Origin of the sequence: Arthrobacter crystallopoietes BAB-32, assembly GCF_000328305.2 — a bacterium.
In the GTDB taxonomy this organism is placed as follows: domain Bacteria; phylum Actinomycetota; class Actinomycetes; order Actinomycetales; family Micrococcaceae; genus Crystallibacter; species Crystallibacter crystallopoietes_A.
The window spans coordinates 1-23017 of record NZ_ANPE02000071.1; the positions used below are offsets into that span (position 1 = coordinate 1).

Sequence of the window (23017 nt, forward strand, 5' to 3'; positions counted from 1 at the left end):
CAGTCCGAGCCCCAGACCCGGTCGATGAGCTGGCCGCGGGTGAGCACGCGTCCGGCATTGCGCAGCAGCATTTCGAGCAGTTCGAACTCCTTCAGCGGCAGCGAAATCGGCTCACCCGAGACACTGACCACGTGCCGCTCGACGTCCATCCGCACCGGGCCGGACTGGACTGTGTTGGAGATCAGCTCTTCCGGCTCGCCCTGGCGGCGCAGCACCGCCCTCACCCGCGCCACCAGCTCGCGCGACGAGTAGGGCTTGGTGACGTAGTCATCCGCCCCGAGCTCCAAGCCAACAACCTTGTCGATTTCGGCATCCTTGGCGGTCAGCATAATGACCGGGACGTTGGAACGCTGGCGCAGCTGGCGGCATACCTCGGTGCCGGACTGCCCAGGCAGCATCAGGTCCAGCAGGACCAGGTCTGCGCCCGATCGGTCGAACTCCACGACGGCATCCAGCCCGTTGTCGACAACCTGTACATCAAAGCCCTCTTTACCCAGAAGATAGCTGAGGGGATCGCTCAGCGACTCTTCATCTTCGACAACCAGAATGCGGGTCAAGCAGTAACTCCTTGCTCACGGGCGCCGTTTGCACCCTTCTTATTAGGCTCCGCCGGCGGGGCGCCGGCCTCTGCGTCCTGTTCGGCCTGGTCCATCTCCGGCAAGCGGACGGTGAAGGTGGATCCCTGGCCGGGCTGCGACCAGACCGAGACCTCCCCGCCGTGCTGGGAAATGATGTGTTTGACGATACTCAGGCCCAGGCCGGTACCTCCGGTCTGCCGGGATCGCGCTGCGTCCACCCGGTAGAAGCGCTCAAAGATCCGGTCCTGCTCCTCGGCAGTGATTCCCGGGCCTTGGTCGGTAACGGAAATAGTGGCCAGGCCTTCGCGCATCCGCATGCCCACTCCGACCTTGGAGTGCTCGGGCGCGTAGCGGATGGCATTGTCGATCAGGTTCCGCAGCGCGGTCATCAGCAGGTCCGGATCCCCGTAGACCTTCTCCTCGATGCTGCCCCCGACTACGATCTCGATGTCCTTGCTGTCGGCCGTCAGGCGGTTGCGGTCCACCGCTTCGGCGACCACCGGGTTCAGGTCTACGGCCGTTCCGGTCTGCACGACGTCGGCGCTCTGGAGCCTGGACAGTTCGATGACGTCCTGCACCAGGGCGCCGAGCCGGCTGGACTCCTTCTGCATCCGCTGCGCGAACCGCCGCACCGCGGTCTCGTCATCCGCAGCGCCCTCGATGGCTTCCGCCAGCAGCGACAACGCGCCGACTGGCGTCTTCAACTCATGCGACACGTTCGCCACGAAATCGTTGCGCATCGCTTCGGTCCGGGTGATCTCGGTACGGTCGTCGGCCAGCAGCAGGATGTAGTCGTCGCCGATCGGGGCCACCCGCACCTGCACGATGATGGTTCCCTGCCCGAACGGGCCGCGCAGCAGCTCCAGCTGACGCTCCTCGATCACGCCGTCGCGGCGGACCCTGGCTGTCAGTTCAAGGAGTTCCTTGTGGACCACAGTGTGGCCGCGCACCAGCCCGTAGGCGTACGCTCCGGGGCTGGCCCGGACCACGCCGTCGATCACGTCGACAATCACATAGGCGCGTCCGACGACGGAAAGCACTTCCGCGGCACCCTCGCGGATAGTGGGTTCGGCCACCTCAATCTGATGGCGGCGCTGGCGTTCGCTCAGCCTGAAAGCCAGCACCCCGAAGGCGCCCAGCAGCAGGCCGACCAACCCGGCCAGCAGGGCGATCATGAGAGGTTCCACCCCACTAGCTTATGCCGCCATAAGTCCTGCCTTCCCCGGATTTGTGGCAATGCGGCAGGGGTTCAACTAACGTTCACTCAGAGACGCACCAGATGTTCACGGCGCAATGAAAGCGTGTTTTGTGACTGTGACTGCAGCACAATGGACTGACTGTGCGCAAATGACGAATGAAAGGACGGCCTGTGCGGAAGGTATTTCAAGCGGAGCTCCATCAGGTGGGCGAGCAACTGGTCGAAATCTCCCGGCTGGTGACCGAAGCGATGGAGAAGGCCAACACCGCCTTCACCACTGCGGATACCGAACTCGCCCAGGACGTGATCGCGTCCGACGCCCGGATCGATTTCCTGCAGAACCATCTGGACGAGCGTGCCATCGAGATCCTGGCCCTGCAGGGGCCGGTGGCCAGCGACCTGCGCGTGATTGTCGGTTCGCTGCGGATGAGTGCTTCGCTCGAGCGGATGGGCGACCTGGCACGCCACATCGCCCAGCTGACCCGCATGCGCTATCCGGAACTCGTGATTCCGGAACATCTTCGGCCCACCTTCGCTCAGTTCGCCGAGCATGACATCGCTATTTCCCGGAGCCTGACCGAGCTGCTGGACACCCGCAACCTGGACCTGGCGCGGGACATCAACCGGCACAATGAGCAGGTGAACGAGCTGCACGCCGGAATTTTCAAGGCCATCGCCTCCCCGGATTTCAACGCTGCGCCCTCGACCGCCGTCGACGTGGCCCTGGCCAGCCGCTACTTCGAGCGCTTCGCCGACCACGGCATCTCGGTGTCCCGCAAGGTGACCTACCTGGTCACCGGTGAGTGGACCACTAACGGCAACGTCGGATAGCCAACACCGCACACAGAAGGCCGGTTCCCTCAAGGAACCGGCCTTCTGCTGTTTCCCGGGCTGCTGCTACTTCTTGCCCTGGTTGGCCACCGCTTCGATCGCGGCCGCGGCAGCCTCGGCGTCGAGGTAGGTGCCGCCGGCCTTGACCGGCTTCAGGTTCTCGTCCAGTTCGTACACCAGCGGGATGCCCGTGGGGATGTTCAGGCTCGCGATGTCCTCGTCGCTGATGCCGTCCAGGTGCTTGACCAGCGCGCGCAGCGAGTTGCCATGCGCGGCGACCATGACGGTCTTGCCGGAGCGCACGTCCTTGGCGATGTCGGACTCCCAGTAGGGCAGGAAGCGCTCGAGCACGTCCTTGAGGCATTCGGTCCGCGGCACGGCGGCCAGGTCGGCGTAGCGCGGGTCGTTGGCCTGGGACCATTCGCTCGAGTCGTCCAGCTCCGGCGGCGGGGTGTCGTAGGAACGGCGCCACAGCATGAACTGCTCATCGCCGAACTCCTCGCGGATCTGGGCCTTGTCCTTGCCCTGCAGCGCGCCGTAGTGGCGCTCGTTGAGCCGCCAGCTGCGCTTGACGTCGATCCAGTCCCGGTCCGCCGCTTCCAGGGCGATGTTGGCGGTGACGATGGCGCGCTTGAGCCGGGAGGTGTAAAGCACGTCCGGCAGGATCCCCGCCTCAACCAGCAGCTCGCCGCCGCGCTTGGCCTCGGCACGGCCCTGTTCGGTCAGCGGAACATCGACCCAGCCGGTGAACAGGTTCTTCTCATTCCAGTCGCTTTGGCCATGCCGCAGCAGAATCAACTTGTAGTTCGTCGAGGCAGTCATGGCGTTCATCCTATCGGCCGAGCGGCACCCTAATCCCGCTCGCGCCGTGACGTTACGCACTCTTGCAGACCAATCGGCGGGATCGGGCCGGCCGGGCCTTTATTCTGTTTTTTCGTGCCGCCCTCCCTTCCTGCAGCTGCCGTCCGCCCGCGAACCGCCAAACCCATCGGGGCGGTGACCCGGGGCACCACGAGTCCCAACCGGCTCCGGCGGATGGACCGCTGGCTGTGCGGAACCCGCGCCACTGTCCTGCGCCGGGCCGCGGACCCCCTCGTGATCGACTTGGGTTACGGCGCTTCGCCGACCACCGCCGTCGAACTCCACCGCCGGATTTCCGCCCTGCGGCCAGATGTCGAGGTGATCGGCGTGGAGATCGAGCCGGAACGGGTCCTCAGGGCGAAGCCGTTGGAGCGGCCGGGGCTCACTTTCCGGCAGGGCGGCTTCGAGATCCCGGTGCCGGGGCGGCGGCCGGCGGTGGTCCGGGCGTTCAACGTGCTGCGCCAGTACCACGAGTCCGAGTACGCGGCACACTGGGACACGGTGCGGGAGCGGCTGGCACCCGACGGACTGTTTATCGACGGCACGTGCGACGAGATCGGCCGCCGCGCCACCTGGGTAGCGGTGGAACGCCGCGGCCCGGTGTCGCTGAGCATCTCGCTGCGTTTCGGCGCCTTCACCCGGCCGTCCGATGTGGCGGAGCGGCTGCCCAAGGCCCTGATCCACCACAACGTCCCGGGCGAGCGGGTGCACAGCTACCTGCAGGCTCTGGACCGGTGCTGGGCGGGGGCGTCAGCCGTGGCCCCGTTCGGGAACCGGCAGCGGTGGCTGGCCATGTGCCTGGCGATGCGGGCGGCCGGCTGGCCAATCCTGGACGGTCCGGGACGGTGGCGGCTGGGGGAAATCAGCGTGGACTGGTCCGCGGTGGATCCTGCCTAGCCGGACGTTTCCCGCGGCGGCCGTAGTGCGGATAAGCCGTCAGGTAGGGCGCTGCCTACCAGGGTCCGTAGGGGCCGTATGCACTGCCGCCGGAGCCCTTGAGTTCGTTCAGGGCAGGCTTGACGTCCGCCAGGTAGACCGAGGCAGCGATCACGGCGGCAAGCTGGAACAGCATCCATGTGCCGAACCCGCCACCGAAGAGCGAAAGCGCTCCAATGGCAGTCGCAGCCGCCGTCATGCCGATCCAGAAACCCTTGGTGCGCTTGAACGCGGCCTGGAAGTGCTCGCCCTTGCGGCCCACGCAGTCGATAAGCGCCCACAGCTCGATGCCGAGGGCCACGTAGCCCAGGCCCCGGTAGAGCCATTCCTGAATCTCATACGCAATCAGCACGGTTCCAGCCTAGCTGGTCGAGGTCAGGTTAGTCCTGCACTTTCTGCAGCGCCTGGTCCAGGTCCGCCCACAGGTCCTTGGCGTTCTCAATGCCCACGGACAGCCGCAGCAGGTTCTCCGGCACCGTTTCGGGCTCGTTCACGTGCCGGCGGCGGCGTTCGATCAGCGATTCCACGCCGCCGAGCGACGTTGCGGGCAGCCACAGCTGCAGCGCGTCCACCACGGCGTCGGCGGCCGCAGCCCCGCCCCTGACGGTGATGGCGATGATGGAACCGAAGCCGTCCATCTGCGCGGCCGCGCGTTCGTGCCCCGGATCGCCTGGCAGGCCGGGATAGCGCACGGCTTCCACGCGCGGGTGCTCCAGCAGCTTCCTGGCCAGCGCCATGGCGGTGGCCTGCGAGCGCTCAATGCGCAGCGCGAGCGTGCGCAGTCCGCGCAGGGCGAGCCAGACCTCGAACGGGCCGGCAATGGCGCCGCGCAGCGACCGGTACGTCAGCAGCCGGGCGCGCAGGTCGGGATCGGACGTCACCACGGCGCCCAGCACCACATCGGAGTGTCCGGCCAGGTATTTGGTGACGGAATGTACGACGACGTCCACTCCGCTTTCCAGCGGACGCTGGCCCAAAGGGGTGGAAAAGGTGTTGTCGGCAATCACGAGGGCACCGGCGTCATGCGCTGCCTGCGCCAGGGCGCGCATTTCGGCGACCTCGAGCATGGGGTTGGTGGGGCTTTCCAGCCAGAGGGCGTCGGCACCTTCCAGCTGGGCCTTGACCGCCTCGGTGTCGGCGATGTCCACGGTCCGCACGGTGAACGCGCCGCGGGCGGCGAGATCCTGGGAGACGGCGAGGCTGCCCTGGTAGCTGTGCCGGGGCATCACGATGGTGCCGCCGGAGGGCACCAGGGACAGCGCTGCGGCGACGGCGGCAAGACCGGAGGCGAAGACCAGCGCCGGCAGCTGTGCGGTCTCCAGCTCGCCAAGCGTTTCCTCGAACGGATCCCAGCTGGGGTTGGCATAGCGGCCGTAGGCCCGGTCGCCCTGTTCGACCTCGCCTTGGCCGAAGAACGTGGACGAGAGCACCACGGGCGGATTGACCGGCGCGTCATGGGTGCGCTCAGGCCGGCCGCCGGCGACGACGACGGTATCGGGCGCCAGGGAATCGGGATGCTGGGAGCCTTGCTGGGTCATGACAGCAGGGTAGACCCGGGGGCTGTCCACAGGGTAACTGTGACTTCTCCGCACGCTGCGCGGGAGCCGATAGGCTAGTCAGGTGACTTCCGAGAGCCGACGCCTGCCTGCCCGCGTGCCCGAAGCCGTCGGGCCCGGCGGCCTCTTCATCGCCTTCGAGGGCGGCGACGGCGCAGGAAAGTCGACGCAGGCGGCCGCTGTCCAGGCGGCGCTGGAGAGTCTTGGCCGGACGGTGCTGCGCACCCGGGAACCGGGCGGGACACCGGTGGGCGAGAAATTGCGCGCCCTGGTCCTTGAGCACGGACACGGGGAGATCGATGCGCGCACCGAAGCACTGATCTTCGCCGCCTCCCGCGCGGCCCACGTCCAGCAGGTCATTGTCCCCGCCCTGGAGCGCGGCGAGATTGTGCTGTGCGACCGCTTCATCGACTCTTCCGTCGCCTACCAGGGCGCGGGCCGCGGACTCGGCATTGACGCCGTGCGCGACCTCAATCTGTGGGCCACCGGCGAGGTCCTTCCCGACCTGACGGTCCTGCTCGATGTCGACCCGGAACAGGGCCGGGACCGCCGTGCCGCCAACGGTGAGGAAGACCGGCTGGAATCCGAGCCGGATGACTTCCATGGCCGGATCCGCGCCGCCTTCCAGGAACTCGCGGCTGCCCGCCCCGACCATTACCTCGTGCTGGACGGTCGGCAGGAGCGGTCTGCCCTGACCAAGGCCATCGTGGCCCGCATCGCCGGGATGCTCGGATGAGCGTCTGGACCGACCTGCCGGGACAGGCGGCCGTGGTGGAGCAACTCGGCCGGGCGGCCGCAGCGGACCACCCGCACCATGCCTGGCTGTTCACCGGGCCGCCCGGTTCCGGCCGCTCCAATGCAGCCAGGTCCTTCGCGGCAGCGCTCCTGTGCGAACAGCCCCGGCCCCAGGACCGCGGCTGCGGGGAGTGCCACTCCTGCCGCACGGTGCTCGCCGGCTCGCACGCCGACGTCTCCGTCATGGCCACCGAGAACGTCACCTTCCGCATCGAGGACGTCCGGGAGTGGGTGACCAAGGCCCAGGACAAGCCGTCCTCGGGGCGCTGGCGCGTCATCATCGTCGAGGACGCGGACCGTATGACTGAACGCACCACCAACGTGCTGCTCAAGGCGATCGAAGAGCCGCCGCCGCGGACCGTCTGGCTGCTCTGCGCTCCCAGCCCCGCGGACGTGCTGGTCACCATCCGCTCCCGCTGCCGCCCGGTGGGACTGCGCATCCCGGCGGTCGGCGACGTCGCCGACCTGCTGGTCCGGCGGGACGGCGCCACCCCCGAGCTGGCCGAATTCGCCGCCCGGATTTCGCAGAGCCATATCGGAGTGGCCCGCCGGCTGGCCCGCAATGAAGAGGCACGCGCGCGCCGGGACACCATTGTCCGGCTGCCGCTGCGGCTGCGCGGGGTGTCTGACGCCGTGATGGCCGCCGGCGAGCTGGTGGACCTGTCCAACGCGGACGCAGCCGCCGCTTCCGAGGAGCGGAACGCGGCCGAGCGCGAGGCCCTGCTGCATGCCCTTGGAGCGCCGGAAAGCGGCACCCTGCCGCCGGCGATCCGCAGCCAGCTCAAGGCACTGGAAGAAGAGCAGAAGCGCCGGGCCAAGCGCAGCATCAGCGATTCGCTGGACCGGGTCATGATCGACCTGACCACCTTCTTCCGGGACGTGCTGACCCTGCAGTTGGGCACCGGCACCGAACTGGTCAACGAGTACCTTCGGCCGGAGCTGGCCGCCTACGCGGAACAATCCACCCCCGAGCAGACGTTGGGCAGGTTGGACGCGATCGCCCAGGCGCGCCAGCGCCTGAGCACCAACGTGGCCCCGGTGCTCGCCATGGAAGCCATGGCGGTCAGCCTGCTGTGAACGAAGCATCCGACGCCCTCTGCCCCTTGCCGCCGACCCAGGAGAGAACCTTTTGATGCGCCTTGCACCGCGCCGAAGCCGCCGTACCGCGACAACCGGAGCGGCCGCCGTCGTACTCCTGATGCTCGCCGGCTGCGGGGTCCTGCCCCAAGCCGACGAGCCGCCGGCTTCCGGAGCGGCGGAAGAGTTTGCCCCGGTGGAGGCGGCGCTGGAGCCGTACTACACCCAGGACGTGGCGTGGGAAGACTGCGAGGCGAAGTTCGAGTGCGCCAACATCGAGGTGCCGCTGGACTATGCCGACCCGGGCGGCGAGCGGATCGAGATCGCGGCCATCCGCAGCACGGCCGGGGATGACGCGCTGGGCTCCATCCTGCTCAATCCCGGCGGGCCCGGCGGCTCGGGCTATGACACCGTGAAGAACTCGCTGGCCTACATGACCACCGAAACGCTGCGCGGGAGCTACGACATCGTCGGCTTCGACCCGCGCGGGGTGAAGCGCTCGGCACCGGTGGAGTGCCTGACGGACCGGGAGAAGGACGAGGCACGGCAGGTCCAGTACGACCTGGAGTCGGACGCAGGCCTCGCGCAGGCCGCCGAGGATTCCGCGGAGCTGGCCCAGCAGTGTGCCGAAGAGACCGGTGAAGTCCTCGGCCATGTGGACACCATCAGCTCGGCCAAGGACCTGGACATCCTGCGCGCAGCCGTGGGCGATCCGAAGCTCAATTACCTCGGTTTCTCCTACGGGACGTTCCTCGGCGCCACCTATGCGGACCTGTTCCCGGAGCGCGTGGGCCGGCTCGTGCTGGACGGCGCCCTCGACCCGTCCCTGAGCAATGCCGAAGTCACGCTGGGCCAGGCCAAGGCCTTCGAGGCGGCGATCCACAGCTATGCCGAGAGCTGCCTGGAATCGGCGGCCTGCCCCATGGACGGAAGCGCCGACGACGCCGTGCGCCAGATCCGGGACCTGATCGCCTCGGTGGAGGACAACCCGATGACTGCCGCGGACGGCCGGCTGGTCACCGTCGGCATGTTCGTCTCCGGCTTCATCGTGCCGCTCTACAACGACCAGAACTGGCCGCGCCTGACCGAGGCCCTGGCGGCGGCGTTCCAAGGGGATCCGACGCCGATGCTGGGGCTGTCCGACCTGGGCGCGGAGCGGCAGGCCGACGGCAGCTACACCGGCAACGCCACTGAGGCCTTCACCGCGATCAACTGCCTCGACTACCCGATGGAGTCGGGCCTCGACGCAATGCGCGAAGAAGCCCAGGCGCTGGAGGAGGCCTCCCCCACCCTGGGCCGCTACCTCGCCTACGGCGGCACGACCTGCGAGAACTGGGCGCACGAGCCGGTGCGGACGCCGGCGCCGGTGAAGGCCGAAGGGGCCGATCCCATCCTGGTCATCGGCACCACCGGGGATCCGGCCACCCCGTACGAATGGGCCGAATCCATGGCCGCCAATTTCGAGTCCGCTTCGCTGCTGACCTTCGAAGCCGAGGGCCACACCGCCTACAGCCGCGGCAACAAGTGCGTGCAGGACGCCGTGGACGGCTACTTCATCGAGGGCACCATGCCGGCCGACGGCACGGTCTGCTAAGGCTTTTTTGACCGGCGCGCCCGTGCTCTCTTATAGTTGTTCCTTGTGGATTCCGCCCGGCAACGCCGAGTGAATCCTCCGCCTCCTTAGCTCAGTCGGTAGAGCGTTTCACTCGTAATGAAAAGGTCGCCGGTTCGATTCCGGCAGGGGGCTCCAACGCCGGGGGTTCGAGGGATGCTCGAACCCCCGGCTCGTTTAAGGGCAGGCCTGCGGCGGCCCTCGGGCGGTGACATCCGCAACCCCCATCAGCGGCTTCGGAAAGTTCTCTGGCGCGGTGTACGCTGCGGCCCTAGCATGAGCGGTAGGTGCTTTGAGGCCGCCGGTCCCTGCTGCAGGAAGGAGCCACGATGGCGCCCTTGCCGCCGGATGCTCGGCCTTCGGACCTCGCCGCCGCTTTCCGGACAGCGTTCTCCGCCCACCCTGCCGGTGTGGCGATTGTGACCGCTGCCGGGCCGGACGGGCCGGCGGGAATTACAGCGTCCTCCCTGATTTCCGTGTCCGCCGAGCCGCCAGTGCTCGCGGTTTCCATCACCACCGGCAGCGAATCCGGTGCCGCCCTGCTGGCTGGCGAAGCGATGGCCGTTCACCTGCTGACGACCGCCAACCGCCGCCTTGCCGAACTTTTCGCCCGGCCCGGTTCGCACCGCTTCGGGTTCGATATGGACTGGTACGCCGGCCCGGCCGGCGAACCGATCATCCGCGGCGTGGGTACCGTGCTGAGGTGCAAGCCGTTGGACCGGATGCCTGCCGGCACCGGCGTTGTCCTGGCCGCCCAGGTCCTGCAGGTGCTCGAAGGCGGTTCGTCGGCGCCTCCGCTGGTCTACCACCGGCGGACCTATTACGCCCTGGACGCGTGGTCCGCCCTGCGTGGCCGGCCCTGATCCGCAGGGGTTTGGCGGCCGGCACCTACGCCTCGTCGCCCTCCAGCAGCCGCAGCGCTTCGGTGACGTCGTCGACGACGATGGCCGCCCGCCGTCGTACGCTCTCCGCGGCGTCCTGGGACGCTTCGGGAGAGGCTGCGAGCCGTGCCATCGCGGCGGATTCCGCGGCGGCCGCGAGGGAGTTGCCGGCCTTCGATAGGCTGCGGTGCACGGCGGCCAGCTTGCCGCCGGGGATGTCCAGCCCGTCGCTGGGGCGCAACTGCTGCGCGCGCATGCAGCAGCCGCGGACCTGGGTCAGCTGGGCGGAGAGTTCGTTGGCGATGCCCACGAGCTGGTCGTAAAGGGCGTCGTCCGCGACGCCCTCGAGGACCTGGTGGTACCGGTCCAGCCCGCGTTTGAATCGGTCATGCGTGCGCCGCCAGATGCCCTTGCCCAGCTCCTTGTCGTCCCGCCGGGCCTGGCGGGCGGCGCCAAAGAACTCCACCGGCTACAGGTACTGGCCCGGGCGGTGGCTCTGCCCCGGCGGGTTCTCCGATTCCGCTCCATCGGCCCGGCGGGGTTCCCCGTCCTCGCCGATAACGACACCGGGGGCGATCACAGTGCCGGGCGGCAGCTGGCGCAGCTGCATCCGGGCGGCCATCTGCTGCGTCGCCGCCTGCTGGGCCGCAATGGCGGTCTGGATGCCGTGGAAGAGGCCCTCCAGCCAGCCGACCAGCTGGGCCTGGGCGATCCGCAGTTCCGCGTCCGAGGGCGCCGAGTCGTCGGGGAACGGCAGGTTGATCCGCTCCAGCTCATCGATCAGCTCCGGGGCCAGGCCGTCCTCGAGCTCCTTGATGGACCGCTCGTGGATCTCGGCGAGCCGGGTGCGGGCGGCATCGTCCAGCGGAGCGCTGCGCACTTCCTCCAGCAGCTGGCGGACCATGGTGCCGATGCGCATCACCTTGGCGGGCTCATCCACCAGATCGTGGAGCGAGGTGCCCTTCTTCTTGCCCTCGTCTTTGCCTGCGGCCGGATCCGGCTCGGCGCCGCCGGCTGCCAGCGCTCCTTCGATCACGGGCTCGTCCGTCTGGGATATCTGCTCATCCGTCATGGTTTCATCTTGCCAGAGGCGGCGAATAAACCGGGGGAAAATCCTACCCACAAGCGCCAAGCCTGCCCCGCACCGCCGTCGTCATTGCATGGAAAGGCACCGCCTGCTTTCCTTCGCGGAAGCAGGCGGTGCCTTGTGGATGTCAACAGCAGCGGCCCTCGGGGTTGCGGTCCTGGCGGTCCGTCTTGTCCCGCCAGAATTCACGCTCCGTCATCGGTGCCGTGCCGGGACGTGTGCGGCGATGGTGCTCCAGGTACGCCTGGTACGCGTTTTCGCCCATCATGCCCTTGAAGAACCAGACGAAGCCGTGCCAGCCCTCGCGTGCGCGCTCCAGTGCGTGGTTCATGGCCGCCGCCCGTGGTGATGATGCGCCCGTTCCAGCCGCAGCTCGTCCGGCAGGGCGTTCCACTGCTTCTCCAGTTCGCGTTCGGCCGGGGTGGCGATCAGGCCCGCCGGCGCGTACGTGGCCGAAACGGTGGCGGGTTCTTCGTGGGAAGCTCCCCCGCCGCGCTGCCACGCCTTGATGGTGGCCATGATCGACGTCGCAATCACGATGATGGTCAGCACCACGAAGACGATGGACAGCGTGCCCTGGACCGTGGTGTTCCGGACGACCGCCTCCATCTCCGCGACCGACGTCGCATTGCCGAAGCTGGTCTCGCCCGCGGCCAGCGCATCGCGGTACGCAGCATTGTTGGCCCAGTAGCCTACGCGGACATCGGGCGAGAATATCTTCAGGATGGAGGCCCAGATGGTGATGACCGCAGCGAAGGCCAGCGGCACCGCGACGATCCACAGGTACTTGAACGCGCCCCGCTTGGCGGCTATGGCCAGGCAGACCGCGAGCGCAATGGCCGCCAGCAGCTGGTTGGCAATGCCGAAGAGCGGGAAGAACGTGTTGATGCCGCCCAGGGGATCCGTGACGCCGAGGATCAGGATGTAGCCCCAGCCGGCCACCATGATGGCCGTCGAGATCCACACCCCGGGCCGCCAGGAGACGTCCTTGAACTTGGGGACGAAGTTGCCGATGGTGTCCTGCAGCATGAACCGTGCAACCCGGGTGCCCGCGTCCACCGCGGTCAGGATGAACAGCGCCTCGAACATGATGGCGAAGTGGTACCAGAAGCCCATCATGCTGAGTCCGCCGATCAGCCCCTGCATGATCTGCGCGAGGCCGACGGCCAGCGTGGGTGCGCCGCCGGTGCGCGAGACCACCGACTCCTCGCCGACGTTTTGGGCCAGCTGGGTCAGCATGTCCGGAGTCAGGTTCACCCCGGCGAGGCCAAGGCTGTTGACGAACGCCACCGCCCCTTCGACGGTGCCGCCGGTGACCGCGGCCGAGGAGTTCATCGCGAAATAGATCCCGCGGTCGATCGAGATCGCGGCGACCAGCGCCATGATGGCAACGAAGGATTCCATCAGCATGCCGCCGTACCCGATAAAGCGCGTCTGCCGCTCCTTCTGCACCATCTTCGGGGTGGTGCCTGAAGAGATCAGCGCGTGGAATCCGGAGAGGGCGCCGCAGGCGATCGTGACGAAGAGGAACGGCCAGAGCGAGCCCGGGACCACCGGACCGTCCACGCGGCCGGCGAATTCGCTGAACGCCGGCACATTGATTTCCGGCCGGACCAGCACGATGGCCACAGCGAGCATGACGATGGTGCCGATCTTCATGAACGTGGACAGGTAGTCGCGCGGCGCGAGCAGCAGCCAGACGGGCAGCACCGCTGCGATGAAACCGTAGACGATGATGCCCCAGGCGATGGTCGTACGCTCCAGCGTAAAGATCGCCACGCCCCAGTCGGTCTCAGCGATCCAGCCGCCGGCCACGATCGCGGCCATCAGCAGCACGAAGCCGATGATGGACACTTCGCTGACCTTGCCGGGGCGCAGGAAGCGCAGGTAGACGCCCATGAACAGCGCGATCGGAATGGTCATCGCGACGGAGAAGACGCCCCAGGGGGATTCGCCGAGCGCGTTGACCACCACGAGGGCCAGGATGGCCACGATGATGATCATGATGGTCAGCGTGGCGATCAGCGCCGCGGTTCCACCGACCACGCCGAGCTCCTCCCGCGCCATCTGGCCGAGCGAACGCCCGCCGCGGCGCATCGAGAAGAACAGCACGAGGTAGTCCTGCACCGCGCCGGCCAGGACCACGCCGAAGATAATCCAGAGAGTGCCCGGCAGGAAGCCCATCTGGGCGGCCAGCACCGGCCCCACCAGCGGTCCGGCGCCGGCGATCGCGGCGAAGTGGTGCCCGTAGAGGACGCGGCGGTCCGTGGCGACATAGTCCTTGCCGTCGGCCTTGTACTCGGCGGGAGTGGCCCGCAGGTCGTTCGGCCTGGTCAGCTTGTTCTCGATGTACTTCGAGTAGAAGCGGTACGCGATGAAGTAAGTGCAGACCGCCGCGAAGACAAACCAGATGGCATTAATCGTTTCGCCGCGGACGAAGGCGATGATGCTCCAGCTCACGCCTCCGAGCAGGGCAACGCCGATCCAGATGGCGATCTTCGTGGGCGTCCATTTGCGCTCTTCCGCCTCGGCAACTGCCGGGTCGAGGGCGACCGGCGGGAGGTTCGGGTCCTGGACCAGGAGGTCGGTTTCCCGGTCCGGATCCGGCGATGGCCGCGGGGCTGGTGTCTGGCTCATAATGCTCCTTGCGAACGAAGCGTGCTTATGAGTGCAGGCTAACAGCCGCATGCGCCCGGTCACAGTCCCGGAGCCCGGAAATCGGGCCGGAAGGCCAGGACCGGCTCAGCCGGCCATCGTCAGCAGGATTTTGCCGGTATGGTCGCCGGAATCGAAGTACTCATGCGCTGCCGAAGCCTGCTCCAGCGGAAAGGTCCTGCCGATCTGCACCTTGATGTCGCCGGAAGCCACGAGCGGCCAGACATGTTCACGTACCGCCCGAACGATGGCCGACTTCTCCTCCACCGGCCGCGCGCGCAGCGTCGTCCCGATGACGGCCGCGCGCTTCGCCATCAGCTGCCCCAGGTTCAGCTCGGCTTTGGCCCCGCCCTGCAGGCCGATCACCACCAGCCGGCCGGCCGTGGCCAGCGCGTCGAGGTTGCGCTGCAGGTACTTGGCCCCGACGACATCGAGGATCACGTCGGCGCCGCGGCCTCCGGTCGCCTCCTTGACCTTCTCGACGAAGTCCTCTTCGCGGTAGTTAATCAGCACCTGCGCGCCCAGGGGACGTACGACGTCGAGCTTTGCCTGGGAGCCGGCCGTCACCATCGGAATCCCCCCAAAGGCCCGCACCATCTGCACGGCCATGGTTCCGATGCCTCCGGCGCCACCATGGATCAGCACGCTCTCGCCTGCCTGCACACCCGCCGCCATGAACAGATTGGAAAATACCGTGGCCGCGGTCTCGGGAAGGCTCCCTGCCTCGGCCAGCGATACGCCCGGCGGTACGGGCAGCAGTTGCCCGGCCGGCACCGCAACCTGCTGCGCATAGCCGCCACCGGCCAGCAGTGCGCAGACTTCGTCACCCGCCTGCCATCCGTCCACTCCCTCACCCACAGCGGCAATCCGGCCGGACACCTCAAGTCCGGGGATGTCGCTCGCGCCGGGCGGCGGCGGATAAACTCCGCGGCGCTGCTGCACGTCTGCCCGGTTGAGGCCGGCGGCGACGACGTCGACGACCACCTCGCCTGCCTGTGGCTCCGGCGGCGGGACCTCGCGCACTTCGAGCACGTCGGGCCCGCCGGCGCCCTGGTAGAAAACGGCCTTCATCCGCGCCTCCTCAAGCCTTAGGGAAACAGTGCTGGTCTTTTGATATCTCCAGCGCCTCCATGCCACACTACTAGTCAGGGAAGGTTGTCCGAGCGGCCGAAGGAGCTGGTCTTGAAAACCAGTAGGCGGCAACCCCGTCTCATGGGTTCAAATCCCATACCTTCCGCTTTTGAATACGTTGAAGGGCCCCGGTGGGGGCCCTTCAACGTTTAATCCCGCTGCCTGCTGGTCGTGGTCCGCCGCGGGCCTATTGTCCGGCCCAGCAGGCACAGCTATTGTCGGAAACGGCGGCACCTCCTGCACCGCCCCTTCCCAGTTCCATACCTCTTTCCCGGCCTCTGAACGGACCCGCCGTCCTGCCTTCCGAACAAAGGAGTTCCAGATGTCCGACCGCGAAACCACCCCCGCCGGCATACCGTGCTGGATCGACCTGACGAGCTCGGACCCTGACAAGGCCAGGGCCTTCTACGCCAGCCTCTTCGGCTGGGCGGCCGAGACGGCCGGGGAAGAATACGGCAACTACATCACGTTTTCCAAGGACGGCCATCCCGTCGCCGGCATGATGCGGAACGACCAAACCGGGCAGCCCGATGCCTGGTCCGTGTACCTCTCCAGCAGGGACGTCGCCGCCACGGCCAAGGCTGCCGCGGAAGCCGGCGGCCGGATCCTGGTGGAACCCATGCAGGTCGGCGACCAGGGCAGCATGGCCATCTTCCTCGATTCAACCGGTGCGGCCGTCGGCGCCTGGCAGCCGGACCAGCACAAGGGCTTCGGGCGGGAAGGCGAAGAAGGTTCTCCCTCATGGTTCGAGCTGTCGACCCGGGACTACGCCGGCGCGATCGAATTCTACGAGAAGGTTTTCGGCTGGAGGACCGAGGAGATGAGCGACACCGCGGAGTTGCGCTACACCCTGAACGCTGCCCTCGAAGAGTCCAGTGCCGGGATCTACGACGCAGCTGCGGCGATGCCGGAGGGCGTGCCCTCGAACTGGCAGGTCTATCTGGGCGTGGCCAACGCCGACGCTGCCGTGGCGAAGGTCCGCGAGCTGGGCGGCACCGTCCTGCGGGAACCTTGGGATTCGCCGTACGGCCGGATGGCGCAGGTTGCCGATCCCACGGGTGCTGCCTTCATGATCAGCACCGTCAAGTAGGTCTTTCCTCGCTGGCAGGACCTGCCGTGACCAACAGCACGTCGTGGAACCGCTCTTTCAGACCCCCTGTTCCGTACGCGATTACCGGCCGGCAACCTGCCGTTCATCCTGGCGGGGTGGGCTGGAACGGGCGGGCTTTGGCACGCCCGCAATCCTGCTGCCGCCGCCTGCATCCGCTGCCGGCTGAGCGGCCGCGCCTCGATGGGGAATGAAACTGGAGAGAAAAGTGCCGAAGGCTGCTTCATCTGTGAAGTCCACGCTGGGCGCTGCGCTGTCGATCGGCCTGCTGGCCGCTCCCTTCGCAGCACTGCCGGCTGTGGCAACCGAAACCGAACCCGATCCGGAGGTGTCCACGGACGCCGCCGGCGGCACCTACGAGCTGAACCTGCTGGGCATCAACGACTTCCACGGCAGGATCGACGGCAACACGGTGAAATTCGCCGGCACCGTGGAGCAGCTGCGTGCCGACAATCCGGAGGGCACGGTCTTCACTTCGGCGGGCGACAACATCGGCGCCTCCCTTTTCGCATCAGCGGTGCAGGCGGACGAGCCCACCATCGACGTCCTGAACGCGCTGGAGCTGGACTCGGCGGCCGTGGGCAACCACGAGTTCGACAAGGGGTTCGACGATCTGGATGGACGGGTCACGGACCGGGCCGGCTACCCGCAGCTCGGCGCCAACGTTTACCAGAAGGGCACCGCCACTCCCGCCCTGCCGGAGTACGAACTCGTCGAAGCGGGCGGCCTGACCGTCGGCATCATCGGCGCCGTTACTGAAGACACCGCCACCCTGGTCAGCCCCGGAGGCATCGCCGGCATCGAGTTCGGCGATCCGGTCGAGGCCGTCAACCGCGTCGCCGCGGAGCTGTCCGACGGCGAGGGGGACGAAGCGGACATCATCCTCGCCTCCTACCACGAGGGCGCCAGCAGCTCCGCCGACCTTGGCACAGCTACCGGGGCCAGCGAGGTCTTCAACCGGATCGTCAACGGTACCTCCGCTGAAGTCGACGCGATTTTCAACGGCCATACCCACCTCGGTTATACGTTTGAAGCACCGGTTCCGGGCAGCGGCGAGACCCGCCCAGTGGTGCAGACCGGCCAGTACGGCGAGAACGTCGGCCAGATCAAACTGACGGTCAGGGAAGGCGAGGCAGACGGCGAGGCGACATTCGACGTCGAGAATTTCGAGATGGCGCTCGTGCCGCGCACCACCGCCGATGATGCGGCACTGATCGGGCAGTATCCCCGCGTGGCCGAGGTGGCAAACATCGTCGCAGCCGCCGAGGACCACGCGGAAGCAGTCGGCGAGCAGCCGGTCGGCGAAGTCACCGGCGACATCACGACCGCCTTCATCGGGGACAAGCGCGATGACCGGGCCTCCGAATCGACGCTCGGCAACCTGGTCGCCGACTCGCTGGTGGAGAGCCTGTCCGCCGAGGAACTGGGCGGGGCCGAAATCGGCGTGGTCAACCCGGGCGGCCTGCGCTCCGAGCTCTACCATGCGCCCGACGGCGTCATCACCTACGCCGAAGCCAACGCGGTCCTGCCCTTCGTCAACAACCTCTGGACCACCACCTTGACCGGCGCCCAGTTCAAGACCCTGCTGGAGCAGCAGTGGCAGCGAACTGCCGACGGCGAGATCCCGAGCCGGCCGTACCTGCATCTCGGCCTGTCGGACAACGTCAACTACACCTACGATCCCAACGCCGGGCAGGGCAGCCACATCACCGGTGTCTGGATCGACGGCGAGCAACTGGACCCGGACCGCGAGTACCGGATCGGCACCTTCAGCTTCCTGGCCCAGGGCGGCGACAACTTCCATGTCTTCCGCGAAGGCACCAACACCCGCGATTCCGGCCTGATCGACCGTGACGCCTGGATCGATTACCTGGCGCAGAACAAGCCGCTGTCCCCGTCCTTCGACCGCCGCGCGGTGGCCCTGACCGGCGTGCCGGCAACCGTCGAACCGGGCGACAACGTCTCCTTCCAGGTCTCCAAGCTGGACCTGACGTCCCTGGGAGCCGAAACCGAGGGCAACGCCAACACCGAGCTGACCCTGCGCTACGAGCCCTCGGCCGACGGCACCAGTGCCTTCGCCCGGGCGGTCCCGGCCGCGGCCCTGCCAGCGGACCTGGGCATCTTCGCCGTGTCCGACGGCGCCGCAACCGTTTCCTTCACCGTTCCGTCCGAACTGCGCGGCGGCGTCTTCACCCTCACTGCCGCTGAGTCCGGCACCCTGGTCCGGCTGCCGATCGAGGTCCCAACCGCCGGCATCCCGGCTCCCGGCGACCAGCAGCCCGGTGAGGACGCCCCGGTTGACGATCAGCAGCCGGGCGGTGACCCGCTTCCGGACAGTCCGGTCGACGATGGCCAGCCGGGCGACCGGCTGCCCGGCGGTGATGACCAGGACCGTGAACCTGCTGCCGGCCAGGATCCGGAGCGGCTGGCCGAGACCGGCGCGGACGGAGTCCTGCCGCTGGGCATCGGCGCCCTCGTCCTGCTGGGCGGCGGCCTGGCGGCAGTCCTCGCCGCCCGGCGCCGCAAGCTGACCGCGGACCGCTAGCTGTATCCGAGGGGCTTCCTTCCCGCCGAAGGGGGCCCCTCCCCGTTTGCCTGATTCCACCCATCACTCGCCCACCAAGGAAAGAGAACCATGACCAGGAAACCCTGGAAACCGGCCACCAGCGGAGCCATCGCCGCCGGTGTCCTCGCCTCCGGCTTCGGCGCGCTCCCCGCGGCCGCAGCGGAAGCCGTGGACACCGCCGTCGTTATTAATGAGGCCTACGTCAACGGCGGCAGTGCCAACGCGCCCTTCACGCACAAGTTCGTCGAACTGTTCAACACCACGGACGCCCCCGTCACGCTGGACGGCATGTCCCTGCAGTACCGCTCGGCCGGCGGCACCTCGGCGCCGACCGGCGTCGTGGAGCTGGAAGGCACCATCCCGGCCAACGGCTACTTCCTGGTCCAGGGCGGCAGCAACGGCAGCACCGGCGCCGCGCTGCCCGAAGCCGACCTGGCCAGCGGCGCGCTGAATCCCTCGGGCACCGCGGGCACGATTGTGCTCGCGGGCCAGACCGGGAAGCTGGACGGACTGGCCACCGGGTCGGTCCTGGACGATGACCGGGTGCTGGACCTGCTGGGCTACGGCAGCTCCAACACCTTCGAGACCGCCGCAGCCGGCTCACCCAACGGCACCCGCAACCCGCTCTCGATGAACCGCACCGGCGGCGTGGACACGGACAACAACGCCGCGGACTTCAGCCTCAGCGGCAGCGTCACGCCGGCCAACTCCGGCGGCACCAGTGAGCCGGAGCCGCAGCCCGAGCCCGAGCCGGCCACGGTGCGCAGCATCGCCGAGATCCAAGGCACGTCAAACGTTTCCCCGCTCGCGGGACAGACTGTCCGGACCCGCGGCGTGGTCACCGCCGCCTACCCCACCGGCGGCTTCAACGGCTACTATCTCCAGACTCCGGGCACCGGCGGTGACGCTGCCGCTGCAGACCGCACCGCCTCCGACGGTATTTTCGTCTACTCGCCAACCACCGTGGACAAGGTCGCCGTGGGCGACTACGTCGAGGTCAGCGGCGAGGCCGGCGAGTACTACGGCATGACCCAGCTGACCGTCGACGGCGGCGGATTCACCCAGCTGGACGAACCGGCCGAGGCCGTCAAGCCGGCCGGCATCGCGTGGCCGGCCACGGACATGGACCGGGAGAAGTTCGAGGGCATGCTGCTGGACCCCCAGGGCAGCTTCACCGTCACGGACAACTACGCGCTCAACCAGTACGGCGAGATCGGACTGGCCGCCGGCGAGCAGCCGCTGCTCCAGCCGACCGCCGTCGGCTCCTACGGTTCTGACGCCTTCTGGGCCGAGACGGAGAAGAATGCAGCGCTCGCCGTGACCCTCGACGATGGCGCGAGCATCAACTTCATGGGCAGCGACCGCAACAAGGACATCCCGCTGCCTTATCTGGGCCCGGAAGACCCGGTCCGCATCGGCTCCGCCGCCGACTTCACCGGCAACGTGGTGCTCGACTACCGCTTCGGGCTCTGGCGCTTCCAGCCCCAGGGCCACCTGACCGGAGAAAACAGCGGAAGCCTGCAGCCGGCGTCGTTCTCCAACACCCGCACGGCGGCACCGGAAGAAGTTGGCGGCAACGTCAGCATCGCCTCCTTCAACGTGCTGAACTACTTCACCACCACGGGCGACCAGCTGGCGGACTGCGGCGCGTACACGGACCGCGACGGCAACCCGGTGGGGGCCCGCAACTGCGATGCCCGCGGCGCCTACGACGCGGAGAACCTGGAACGGCAGGAAGCGAAGATCGTCGCCGCCATCAACGCCTTGGACGCGGACGTCGTCGCGCTCGAGGAGATCGAGAACTCGGCCAAGTTCGGCAAGGACCGCGACACGGCGCTGGCCGCGCTGACCGCTGCGCTGAACGAGGCGCTGGCGGCCTCGGGCGAGTCGGCCGCTTGGGACTACGTCCGCTCGCCGGAGGAGCTGCCGGCGCTGGCGGACGAGGACTTCATCCGCACCGCCTCATCTATAAGAAGGACGCGGTCCAGACCATCGGCGAGTCCGTCATCCACAATGACACCGAGGCCTTCGCCAACGCCCGCAAGCCCCTGGCCCAGACCTTCAAGGCCAAGCACGGCGGCGCGGACACCAAGTTCATCGTGGTGGCCAACCACTTCAAGTCGAAGGGCTCGGCCCCGTCCTCCGGCGAAAACGCCGACCACGGGCAGGGCGCCTGGAACGCCGCGCGCACCCGGCAGGCGGAGTCCCTGGTGGCGTTCGCGGACGGCCTGGAGGACGAGTTCAGCACCGCCAAGGTCTTCCTGACCGGCGACTTCAACTCCTACGCGCAGGAGGACCCCATCCGGGTGCTCCGCGAGGCCGGCTACATCGACCAGGGCGCGAAGACCGGCGAGCATACCTACAGCTTCGACGGCATGGTCGGCTCGCTCGACTACATCTTCGCCTCCCCCGCCGCTGACGCCACGGTGGCCGGGGCCGACATCTGGAACATCAACTCGGTGGAGTCCATCGCACTGGAGTACAGCCGCTACAACTACAACGTGACCAACTTCTACGCACCGGACGCCTACCGAGCCAGCGACCATGATCCGCTCATCGTGGGTCTTGAGCTGCCCACGGCGAAGGAGAAGGCGCACACCCGCTAACTGCGGCTGGCTCCCTCAGCCAAATCGACCGCCAGGGCCGGTCTCCGGAACTTCCCGGGCGCCGGCCCTCTGCTTAACCGGCGGCCGCCTCCAGGAGGGCCCGGGCGATATCGTCCGCGTCCTTGAGCGTGCGGCTGCCCTGTTCCGGCGGGCCCCGGCCTCCGCGGCGATGGCGGTGCCCCACTGGGCCGAGGAGAGCTGCAGCCCGAGCACGTACAGGTTGTGGGTCGGCTGCCCGCTCGCACCGACCGGCCGGTACGGCGGTGCGGTGACGTCCAGGCCCGAGGTCGGCACGGGGATCCGCTCCGGCCCGAGCATCAGTTTGGGCCGGGCCAGGCCGTCTTCGAGCAGGCGGCGCAGCAACGGCGAAAGGTTGTGCGCCACCCCGGTTCGCCGGCATCATCGCCTCGACCAGGTAGCCGGCCGAGTAGGACGCGCCGTCGACCCAGGGCGAGGTGGCGCGGAAGCGTTCAGACTCCCGGTCCACCTCGAGGTGCGGATCCGGCCCCACGAATTCCACCAGGCCTGCCCGCACCAGCGCGGCGAGCTGCTCGATCCGCTGCGCCGGCGGCCCGCTGGCCAGCCCTTCCACCAGCGGCTCGAACCAGCCGCGCAGTTCGGCCAGCCATGACTCTTCGGTCAGGCCGCCGTCCGCGACGATCTCCTTCAGCAGGCTGCGGCCGGCATTCAGCGCGCCAACGGCCATCTTCAGCGGGTCGTCCTCGCCGCGCGCGGAGGCGGCGGCATCGGCGTCCAGATACTCCAGCATGGCCTGCTGGTAATCCCCTGCGCCGGAGAACTTGCGGCCGGCGAAGGGCCTGGCGAGCGACTCGACATCCAGCAGCCGCCCAGGCGCCACGTGCGCGCCCAGATAGTCATGCACGGCGGTCAGCAGCACGCGGCTGCCCGGCGCCGGCTTCCGCGCGAACAGTTCCTGCAGGCCGGCCAGGAAATCCCGCGGCGGCGCGGACACCGCGTCCGGCTCCACGCGCACCAGCGTGGAGTAGTAGGCCCAGAGCACGTCCCGGTGCAGCAGCGGCCACAGGTCGTGGTCGAAACTGGGCTGCACGCCGGTCTCCGCGAACAACCGCGCGGCCGCCGGCGTGAACCAGCGCATGTCGAGGCTGTCCGGCAGGTAGCCCGCCAGCCTGGCCTTCGCCCGGTAGGGCGTGCCGCGCCGGGACGCGGCCACAAGCCGGGGTTCCTTGCCGGAGGGCAGGTAAGTCATGGGTTCGGAGTCCGACGCCGGCAAAAACTTCCCGCCGCGGCCTTCCGTAAGCTGGATCATCAGATCGAAGAAGTTCAGGCCCATGCCCCGCACCAGCACGGTGCGTCCGGCCGGGATCCGCTGGTAGTCCAGGTCCGCCGGGACGTGCGGGGCCAAGTAGTTCAGCCCGAACCGTGCCCCTTCGTCCTGCAGGCTCTGCTGTTCCGGGTTCAGCGCCGCCGGCAGGTGCCCGAGCGCCAGCACCACGGCGTCGACCTCCAGCGCGCTGCCGTCGGCGAGGTCCACCCGGTGGCCGCCGCCGTGCGGATGCA

At 68.1% G+C, this 23017-nt stretch carries 20 protein-coding genes, 2 tRNA genes and 1 pseudogene; 12 read left to right on the forward strand and 11 right to left on the reverse strand.

Annotated elements, in window-relative coordinates; translation table 11 throughout:
• The coding region (locus D477_RS03730; protein WP_005267429.1) for a response regulator transcription factor at positions 1 to 557 on the reverse strand (557 nt) is incomplete at its 3' end.
• Positions 554 to 1753, reverse strand: a complete 1200-nt coding sequence (locus D477_RS03735; RefSeq protein WP_005267430.1) for a sensor histidine kinase — start codon at positions 1751 to 1753, stop codon at positions 554 to 556. The genes D477_RS03735 and D477_RS03730, both read right to left, overlap by 4 nt.
• Before the next feature lie 194 nt (positions 1754 to 1947).
• Between D477_RS03735 and phoU the strand changes: the two genes are divergently transcribed.
• On the forward strand, positions 1948 to 2607 hold the full coding sequence (gene phoU / locus D477_RS03740; RefSeq protein ID WP_043845518.1) for a phosphate signaling complex protein PhoU: 660 nt from the start codon (positions 1948 to 1950) through the stop codon (positions 2605 to 2607).
• A 66-nt stretch (positions 2608 to 2673) separates the two neighbouring features.
• On the opposite strand, the gene D477_RS03745 is transcribed toward phoU, so the two are convergent.
• A complete protein-coding gene (locus tag D477_RS03745; protein ID WP_005267432.1) occupies positions 2674 to 3429 on the reverse strand; it encodes a phosphoglyceromutase in 756 nt (251 codons plus the stop codon).
• Between the two features lie 213 nt (positions 3430 to 3642).
• Here D477_RS03745 and D477_RS03750 point away from each other — a divergent pair, with 213 nt between their 5' ends.
• Positions 3643 to 4365, forward strand: a complete 723-nt coding sequence (locus D477_RS03750) for a hypothetical protein (protein ID WP_005267435.1) — start codon at positions 3643 to 3645, stop codon at positions 4363 to 4365.
• A 55-nt stretch (positions 4366 to 4420) separates the two neighbouring features.
• Here the strand turns inward: D477_RS03750 and D477_RS03755 are convergent, their stop codons facing one another.
• Together D477_RS03755 and D477_RS03760 are read right to left on the reverse strand one after the other, a co-directional pair.
• Positions 4421 to 4756, reverse strand: coding sequence for a DUF2516 family protein (locus D477_RS03755; protein WP_005267437.1), 336 nt, complete (start codon positions 4754 to 4756; stop codon positions 4421 to 4423).
• Between the two features lie 28 nt (positions 4757 to 4784).
• On the reverse strand, positions 4785 to 5942 hold the full coding sequence (locus D477_RS03760) for a trans-sulfuration enzyme family protein (RefSeq protein ID WP_043845522.1): 1158 nt from the start codon (positions 5940 to 5942) through the stop codon (positions 4785 to 4787).
• A gap of 82 nt (positions 5943 to 6024) precedes the next feature.
• Between D477_RS03760 and tmk the strand changes: the two genes are divergently transcribed.
• The 5 genes from tmk to D477_RS03785 all read left to right on the forward strand — a co-directional run bounded on the left by tmk (position 6025) and on the right by D477_RS03785 (position 10307).
• Complete coding sequence (tmk, locus tag D477_RS03765; RefSeq protein ID WP_005267439.1) at positions 6025 to 6696, forward strand: dTMP kinase; 672 nt, start codon at positions 6025 to 6027, stop codon at positions 6694 to 6696.
• Complete coding sequence (locus D477_RS03770; protein WP_005267440.1) at positions 6693 to 7832, forward strand: DNA polymerase III subunit delta'; 1140 nt, start codon at positions 6693 to 6695, stop codon at positions 7830 to 7832. Before tmk ends, D477_RS03770 begins: the two co-directional genes overlap by 4 nt.
• A 55-nt stretch (positions 7833 to 7887) precedes the next feature.
• Positions 7888 to 9426, forward strand: coding sequence for an alpha/beta hydrolase (locus D477_RS03775; protein ID WP_005267441.1), 1539 nt, complete (start codon positions 7888 to 7890; stop codon positions 9424 to 9426).
• A gap of 80 nt (positions 9427 to 9506) precedes the next feature.
• Positions 9507 to 9582: transfer RNA gene (locus D477_RS03780), tRNA-Thr, on the forward strand.
• Between the two features lie 191 nt (positions 9583 to 9773).
• Entirely contained in the window at positions 9774 to 10307 is a 534-nt protein-coding gene (locus D477_RS03785) for a flavin reductase family protein (protein ID WP_005267442.1), read from the forward strand.
• A gap of 25 nt (positions 10308 to 10332) precedes the next feature.
• On the opposite strand, the gene D477_RS03790 is transcribed toward D477_RS03785, so the two are convergent.
• The 5 genes from D477_RS03790 to D477_RS03810 all read right to left on the reverse strand — a co-directional run bounded on the left by D477_RS03790 (position 10333) and on the right by D477_RS03810 (position 15138).
• On the reverse strand, positions 10333 to 10791 hold the full coding sequence (locus D477_RS03790) for a hypothetical protein (RefSeq protein WP_005267443.1): 459 nt from the start codon (positions 10789 to 10791) through the stop codon (positions 10333 to 10335).
• A 3-nt stretch (positions 10792 to 10794) separates the two neighbouring features.
• A complete protein-coding gene (locus D477_RS03795) occupies positions 10795 to 11397 on the reverse strand; it encodes a bacterial proteasome activator family protein (protein WP_005267444.1) in 603 nt (200 codons plus the stop codon).
• A 142-nt stretch (positions 11398 to 11539) separates the two neighbouring features.
• Positions 11540 to 11743, reverse strand: coding sequence for a YbdD/YjiX family protein (locus D477_RS03800; protein WP_005267445.1), 204 nt, complete (start codon positions 11741 to 11743; stop codon positions 11540 to 11542).
• Positions 11740 to 14049: a carbon starvation CstA family protein gene (locus tag D477_RS03805; RefSeq protein WP_005267446.1), complete on the reverse strand. Its 2310-nt coding sequence runs from the start codon at positions 14047 to 14049 to the stop codon at positions 11740 to 11742. Before D477_RS03805 ends, D477_RS03800 begins: the two co-directional genes overlap by 4 nt.
• 105 nt (positions 14050 to 14154) lie before the next feature.
• Positions 14155 to 15138, reverse strand: coding sequence for an NAD(P)H-quinone oxidoreductase (locus D477_RS03810; RefSeq protein WP_005267448.1), 984 nt, complete (start codon positions 15136 to 15138; stop codon positions 14155 to 14157).
• Between the two features lie 78 nt (positions 15139 to 15216).
• Between D477_RS03810 and D477_RS03815 the strand changes: the two genes are divergently transcribed.
• From D477_RS03815 to D477_RS23125, 5 genes and pseudogenes are all read left to right on the forward strand, one after another.
• Positions 15217 to 15304, forward strand: a tRNA-Ser gene (locus D477_RS03815).
• Positions 15305 to 15520: 216 nt separating this feature from the next.
• On the forward strand, positions 15521 to 16288 hold the full coding sequence (locus tag D477_RS03820) for a VOC family protein (RefSeq protein ID WP_005267449.1): 768 nt from the start codon (positions 15521 to 15523) through the stop codon (positions 16286 to 16288).
• A 208-nt stretch (positions 16289 to 16496) separates the two neighbouring features.
• Positions 16497 to 18851, forward strand: coding sequence for a 5'-nucleotidase C-terminal domain-containing protein (locus D477_RS03825; protein ID WP_085940433.1), 2355 nt, complete (start codon positions 16497 to 16499; stop codon positions 18849 to 18851).
• Positions 18852 to 18941: 90 nt separating this feature from the next.
• A pseudogene (locus tag D477_RS03830) lies at positions 18942 to 20774 on the forward strand (ExeM/NucH family extracellular endonuclease); the annotation flags it as partial.
• A 200-nt stretch (positions 20775 to 20974) separates the two neighbouring features.
• Entirely contained in the window at positions 20975 to 21478 is a 504-nt protein-coding gene (locus tag D477_RS23125; protein WP_237740694.1) for an endonuclease/exonuclease/phosphatase family protein, read from the forward strand.
• Positions 21479 to 21551: 73 nt separating this feature from the next.
• On the opposite strand, the gene D477_RS22540 is transcribed toward D477_RS23125, so the two are convergent.
• Positions 21552 to 23017 (reverse strand): hypothetical protein (locus D477_RS22540; RefSeq protein ID WP_005267451.1); only part of this gene is annotated, 1466 nt, incomplete at its 5' end.

Excerpts from the sequence above, each read along its gene's own strand:
- D477_RS03735 (WP_005267430.1), bottom strand. The coding sequence starts at position 1,753 with ATGATCGCCCTGCTGGCCGGGTTGGTCGGCCTGCTGCTGGGCGCCTTC.
- D477_RS03745 (WP_005267432.1), bottom strand. The coding sequence starts at position 3,429 with ATGACTGCCTCGACGAACTACAAGTTGATTCTGCTGCGGCATGGCCAA.
- D477_RS03750 (WP_005267435.1), top strand. The coding sequence starts at position 3,643 with ATGGACCGCTGGCTGTGCGGAACCCGCGCCACTGTCCTGCGCCGGGCC.
- D477_RS03760 (WP_043845522.1), bottom strand. The coding sequence starts at position 5,942 with ATGACCCAGCAAGGCTCCCAGCATCCCGATTCCCTGGCGCCCGATACC.
- D477_RS03770 (WP_005267440.1), top strand. The coding sequence starts at position 6,693 with ATGAGCGTCTGGACCGACCTGCCGGGACAGGCGGCCGTGGTGGAGCAA.
- D477_RS03775 (WP_005267441.1), top strand. The coding sequence starts at position 7,888 with ATGCGCCTTGCACCGCGCCGAAGCCGCCGTACCGCGACAACCGGAGCG.
- D477_RS03785 (WP_005267442.1), top strand. The coding sequence starts at position 9,774 with ATGGCGCCCTTGCCGCCGGATGCTCGGCCTTCGGACCTCGCCGCCGCT.
- D477_RS03795 (WP_005267444.1), bottom strand. The coding sequence starts at position 11,397 with ATGACGGATGAGCAGATATCCCAGACGGACGAGCCCGTGATCGAAGGA.
- D477_RS03800 (WP_005267445.1), bottom strand. The coding sequence starts at position 11,743 with ATGAACCACGCACTGGAGCGCGCACGCGAGGGCTGGCACGGCTTCGTC.
- D477_RS03805 (WP_005267446.1), bottom strand. The coding sequence starts at position 14,049 with ATGAGCCAGACACCAGCCCCGCGGCCATCGCCGGATCCGGACCGGGAA.
- D477_RS03810 (WP_005267448.1), bottom strand. The coding sequence starts at position 15,138 with ATGAAGGCCGTTTTCTACCAGGGCGCCGGCGGGCCCGACGTGCTCGAA.
- D477_RS03820 (WP_005267449.1), top strand. The coding sequence starts at position 15,521 with ATGTCCGACCGCGAAACCACCCCCGCCGGCATACCGTGCTGGATCGAC.
- D477_RS03825 (WP_085940433.1), top strand. The coding sequence starts at position 16,497 with ATGAAACTGGAGAGAAAAGTGCCGAAGGCTGCTTCATCTGTGAAGTCC.